Source organism: Caballeronia sp., assembly GCF_028292365.1.
GTDB lineage: Bacteria > Pseudomonadota > Gammaproteobacteria > Burkholderiales > Burkholderiaceae > Caballeronia.
The window spans coordinates 1-5,551 of the sequence record NZ_JAQGMM010000506.1 but is presented as its reverse complement, the minus strand read 5'-3'; the positions used below and the strand labels follow the sequence as shown (position 1 = coordinate 5,551).

General features: G+C 59.1%; 5 protein-coding genes and 1 pseudogene. 1 reads left to right on the top strand and 5 read right to left on the bottom strand.

Features of this window, described 5'->3' with window-relative positions; genetic code table 11:
• The 3 genes and pseudogenes from JWR14_RS29520 to JWR14_RS29510 form a co-directional block, all read right to left on the bottom strand.
• Positions 1-606, bottom strand: a 606-nt coding sequence (locus JWR14_RS29520; RefSeq protein ID WP_299716264.1) for a spermidine synthase, incomplete at its 3' end; no start/stop codon positions are given.
• Positions 603-1,076 (bottom strand): DNA-deoxyinosine glycosylase, encoded by a 474-nt coding sequence (locus tag JWR14_RS29515; protein ID WP_299716262.1) that lies wholly within the window; start codon positions 1,074-1,076, stop codon positions 603-605. The genes JWR14_RS29515 and JWR14_RS29520, both read right to left, overlap by 4 nt.
• A 20-nt stretch (positions 1,077-1,096) precedes the next feature.
• Positions 1,097-1,633, bottom strand: a pseudogene (locus JWR14_RS29510) (chorismate lyase); the annotation flags it as partial.
• Positions 1,634-1,781: 148 nt separating this feature from the next.
• Between JWR14_RS29510 and JWR14_RS29505 the strand changes: the two are divergent.
• The gene (locus tag JWR14_RS29505; protein WP_299716259.1) at positions 1,782-2,039 is read left to right on the top strand and encodes a hypothetical protein; all 258 of its coding nucleotides are present in this window, start codon (positions 1,782-1,784) and stop codon (positions 2,037-2,039) included.
• Between the two features lie 88 nt (positions 2,040-2,127).
• Here the strand turns inward: JWR14_RS29505 and htpG are convergent, their stop codons facing one another.
• Positions 2,128-4,032, bottom strand: a complete 1,905-nt coding sequence (gene htpG / locus JWR14_RS29500; RefSeq protein WP_299716256.1) for a molecular chaperone HtpG — start codon at positions 4,030-4,032, stop codon at positions 2,128-2,130.
• A 229-nt stretch (positions 4,033-4,261) separates the two neighbouring features.
• On the bottom strand, positions 4,262-5,551 hold a 1,290-nt coding region (locus JWR14_RS29495), incomplete at its 5' end, for a PLP-dependent aminotransferase family protein (protein ID WP_299716253.1).

The following is a 5,551-nucleotide window of genomic DNA, read 5'->3' as shown; positions in this document are numbered from 1 at the left end:
GGTGCTGTCGAGCACGGGGCCACGCGCGGTGGCATCGTAGACATCGATCTGCAATGCGCCGATGGTGCCGTGATTCGCACGGTCATTGACGAAGTCCCACGCGTCCTGCTCGTGGACAGTCAGCCGGGCATCGTCGTTCGGCAGTTCGAACATGGTTCGCGCTGCTATCACGACGGACGGGTTCAGTTCGACCGCTTCCACCTTCGCGCGCTTGAGGAACACGTGTGCAAACTTCGTCAGCGCGGCCGAGCCAAGTCCGAGTTGCACGATGCGCTTCGGCGTCTCGATGAACAACAGCCACGCCATCATCTGCTGCGCGTATTCAAGCTCGATGTGATTCGGCTTCTTCAGGCGCATCGCGCCTTGCACCCATTCGGTGCCGAAATGCAGGAAACGCACGCCGTCCTCTTCCGAGAACGTCACGGGCGCGAAACGCGGTTTGCGCGGGACATCAATGCGCGGCGCGTCGTCGAGATCCTCGTCGCGCTCGCGCTTCGCGCGCTTGCCCTGCTTACCGTGTTTCTTGTCTTGCTTGTCGAGTTTGTCTTGACGCTTGCTGCCGAACGCACGAGCTTCCGCCGACGCACGTTTGATTAATTGGGTCATTTAAGGATGTCGCGCCAGATGCGCAATTTTTGATCGAACGAGAGGATAGCATTCGCCGGACTCGACGAAGGCAGGACGAGGGTTTCGAAGCCCGCCGCGCGGATCACGGGCTCGAAACGGCCAGAGGTTTTACCGTTGAAGCAGAGCTTTTTCAGCCGCGGCGCATGCAGGCGGAATGAGGCGAAATCGTTGGGGTTGGCGTTGCGGATCGCGGTGTCGAGACTGCCTTCGCGCTCGCAGGCGGCAAGCACGTCCCATAGGCCAATGCCGTGTTTCAACAACCGGAGCACGCGTTCATCGTAGGGAAGCTCGTTCAACGGCTCCCCGATCACTGTTCCCACCAGCCGCCAGAACTGATTACGCGGATGCGCGTAATACTGCGCGGCATCGAGCGACGCCACGCCGGGAAAGCTGCCGAGAATCAGCGTGTGCGTGTTTTCATCGGCGATGGGCGGGAAGCCTTTCAGCATTGTTCGCGATGCTCGAGGAAGGACCAGAGCGCTGGCAGGAAGCATTCGGTGACCATCAACGGCGCGTCTTTGCGCAGGAATACCGAACGGCGGGCAACGAACGCGTGCGGTTTTTCGTGAGGCGTTTGTCTCGCGGCGAGCTTGTAGAGCGGATCGCGCGCATCGATCCTTTTGCTCGTGAGCGGCGAGCGCCACACGCTGCCATCGCTATATAGCAACTCTGCAAGCGGGCGCGCCCTCAATCGACGCATGGCTTGCCACACGCCCGAACTGGCATAGAGCGGCACAACGCTATGCGCCGCGACGAACGGCACGCGGTTCACGTTCAGCACGACTTCGCGGATCCATACAGGCGTGCGCGGCGTGATGTCCAGTGCTGCGGCTTCGTCCGGCCACGGCTGCCCGACCATCTCACGCGTGACCTCGACGGTGACATCGCCTAGTTTGCGCAAATGCGCGGTCAGCGAACCGCCGCGCGTGAGCCAGTCCTTCTGATCAGCGGTGAAAGTGGGAAGCGGACGGTCGCGCCATTGCGTCGTAGAGAGGTTTTTCGGCATGCGCGAGATTATAAAACCAGACACGCATATAGGAGGATTCGTATAGATGTCGGCGTGCGCTCACGGGAGACTGGCGAACCGGTCGGGAGATGTCCGGCGCTCGCGGCAACCTTGTTGCGGGCCTTCTATCAAGCATGAGAGGAAACACATGTCGGTTAATACAAAACAAACGTCGAAGGTCGTCGCCACGCTGGCGTCGCATACGTTGCATGATCCAAAGGCGTCGGTGACGGCAAAAACGCTCGCGGGCTCCGCGGTCTCACAAGCGCACTCAAAGAATCAGACCGGCGCCAGGGTCGAGCACTTAGCGGGGCAAGTCCTGAAAAGCAATAAGTACTCGAAGGACACTAAAACCCTTGCAGCATCGGTTGTGGCGCAATCGACCAAGGACCGCAAGCTGAAATAGGCCTCGACGCTGCGACCCTGAGCCGGAATAAAAAATGCGCTGCCAGTTTCCCGGCAGCGCATTTTTTCCACTTCTTTCCAACGCCGATTTATCGAGCCAGCAACAACGCGTTAGTCCGCTTCACAAAACTTGCCGGATCTTCCAGCGATCCCCCTTCGGCCAGCATCGCCTGATCGAAGAGCAGGTGACACCAGTCGCTGAAGTTAGCGTCATCGGCGTGCAACTGCTTGACCAGCGGATGTTCCGGATTCACTTCCAGAATCGGCTGCATCTGCGGCGCTGCCTGACCTGCTTGCTTGAGCATGCGTTGCAAGTAGCCACTCATGTCGCCGTCATCGGCAACAAGACACGTCGGCGAATCAGTCAGACGGAACGTCAGGCGCACGTCCTTCGCCTTGCCTTCCAGCGCGGCCTTCATGCTTTCGACCAGTGGCTTCAACTCTTCGCCGACCTTCTCCTGCGCCTGCTTTTCCTCGTCGTTCAGCGCGCCGAGATCCAGGTCGCCCCGCGCCACGCTTTGCAGCGGCTTGCCATCGAATTCGTTGAAGAACGACAGCATCCATTCATCGACACGATCCGTCAGCAGCAGCACTTCCACACCCTTCTTGCGGAACACTTCCAGATGCGGGCTGTTCTTCGCGGCTTGCCACGTATCAGCGGTGACGTAATAGATCTTCGTTTGCTCGGGCTTCATGCGCGTCACGTAGTCGGCCAGTGCCACGGTCTGCTCCGACGAATCCGTATGCGTCGATGCAAACCGCACAAGCTTCGCAATCCGCTCGCGATTGCCGTAATCCTCGCCGATGCCTTCCTTGAACACCTGCCCGAACTCTTTCCAGAACGTGTCGTATTTGGCTTTCTCAGCGTCATCCGTTGCTTCTGCCGACGACGATGCCACTTCTTCCAGCATCGATAAAACGCGCTTGGTCACGCCTTCGCGGATCGCCTTCACATCGCGGCTTTCCTGCAGGATTTCACGCGATACATTCAGCGGCAAATCGGCCGAATCGACCACGCCCTTCACGAAACGCAAGTATGTCGGTACGAGTTGATCCGCGTCGTCCATGATGAACACGCGCTTCACATACAACTTCAAACCGCCTTTATGATCGCGGTTCCACATATCGAACGGCGCGTGCTTCGGCACATACAGCAACTGCGTGTATTCGCTACGGCCTTCCACGCGGTTGTGGGTCCACGCGAGCGGATCGTCGTGATCGTGGGAAAGGTGCTGATAGAACAACTTGTATTGTTCGTCGGTGATATCGCTCTTCGGACGCGTCCAGAGCGCACTCGCCTGATTCACGGTTTCGTCTTCGTCCTTCGTGACCATCTCGGACTTCTCTGCATCCCACTCTTCCTTCTTCATCAGGATGGGCAATGCGACGTGATCCGAGTACTTCTGGATGATCGACTTCAGCTTGTGCGTGGAGAGGAATTCGTCTTCTTCCGGACGCAGATGCAACGTGATGCTCGAACCGCGTTGCGCGCGCTCGATCTGTTCAACAACAAAATCGCCTTCGCCCGCGCTTTCCCAGCGCACGCCTTCGCTTGCCGGCAAACCGGCGCGACGCGTTTCAACCGTGATCTTGTCCGCGACGATAAAACCCGAGTAAAAGCCCACGCCAAACTGGCCGATCAGCGCAGCATCCTTTTGCTGATCGCCGGAGAGCTTCGAGAAGAATTCCTTCGTTCCCGAGCGCGCAATCGTACCGAGATTCGAGATCGCTTCTTCGCGGCTCATGCCAATGCCGTTATCGTCAATAGTCACGGTGCGCGCCGCTTTATCGTACGAGATGCGGATGCGCAGATCCGGATCGCTTTCATACAGCGCGCTATTTTCGATACCTTCAAAACGCAGCTTGTCCGCCGCGTCCGATGCGTTCGAAATCAGCTCGCGCAGGAAAATTTCCTTGTTGCTGTAAAGCGAGTGGATCATCAGATGCAGAAGTTGTTTAACTTCTGCCTGAAAGCTCATGGTTTCTTGTGCCATGGTCGGCTCCTCTGGTTGTGTCTAGTGTTGACGGATTTTTAAAGCGGTAGCGAAGCGGCCGGCATTTTGTGACCGGACGTACCGGACATATTGGCCGTCACGGTAAATGCCTCGGTGCATTGCCAGAAAAGCATCGCGCGAATTCTGCGACAAATGAGGTCGCCCCGCCATAATTTCAAGGGGCGGGCCGTAGGAGCGTGATGGTGCTCGAGCCGAAACTCCAGTGGCCTTATCCCACGCGATCCGAGTAAGCGGAAAGCATCGCGGGAAGGCCCGGATCGCCGCAATTCGCGATGTTAAAGCGCATCCACGTGCTGGGCAGCTGATGCGGGGAAAACAAGCTGCCGGGCGTCAGCAAAAAACCGGCTTCGTGTCCGGCGGCAGCGAGCCCTTCAGAGTCCACGCCGGTATCGGCCCATAAAAACATACCCGCCGATGGCACCAGATACGGCTTGTAGCCGACTTTTTCGAACATCCGGACGGTTTTCTCCCGGACTCCGTCCAATTTTGCGCGCAGCCGTTCCACGTGACGCCGGTAATGACCGTCGGTGAGCACCTTGTACAGCACGCGCTCGTTGAGTTCGGGGCTCGTCATGCCGACCAGCATTTTCTGATCGGCGATAGCGTTCGCCACTTCAGGCGCCGCGGCGACATAACCCACGCGCAAATTCGGCGCGAGCGTCTTCGAATAGCTGTTAAGGAAAATCACCCGCTTCAGCTGGTCGAGGCTCGCGAGGCGTGTTGCGGGGAAATTGGTCGGGCAGAGGTCCCCATAGATATCGTCTTCCACGACGATGAAATCGTAGGTTTCCGCCAGTTGCAGAATGCGAAACGCCTGCGCCGCTGTCAGCGACGTGCCCGTGGGATTCTGCAGCACGGAATTGATCACGAGCATCTTCGGGCGCCAGGTCTGGACCATGGCTTCGAGCGCGTCGAGATCAGGCCCATCCGGGGTGTACGGCATGCCGACCAGCCGCGCGCCCTGCGCGACGAAGCGGCCAAACATCTGGAACCAGGCGGGGTCACCCACTATCACTGTATCCCCGGGCTTCACGAAGACCCGCGCGATCAGGTCGATGGCCTGCGTCACGCCGGACACCATCACGATCTGCTCCGTCGACGCGCCTATCTCCAGCTCTTCCAGCCGCGTCTGGATTTGCTGGCGCAGCGGCAGGAATCCTTGCGGCGTGCCAAAGCCGAGCATTTGCGCGCCGCTTTGCCGGCTCATGGAGCGCAGCGCGCTGGTCAGCAATTCGCCGTTCAACCAGCTGGCCGGCAGATAACCTATGCCCGGCCCTTTCGCCGGACTCGACGTATGCAGCATGTTGCGCAGCAGCCAGACCACGTCGATAGAGCTGGGCACCGGCGCGCGCTCGGTGGCCAATGTTGGGTGGACGTGGGAATCGTTGGAACTGGTCCGGTCGCGCACGAAAAACCCGGAGCCGCGCCGCGAGTCCAGATACCCGTGCGCGACCAGTCGTTCGTACGCCTCGACCACCGTGAAACGCGACACGCCCTT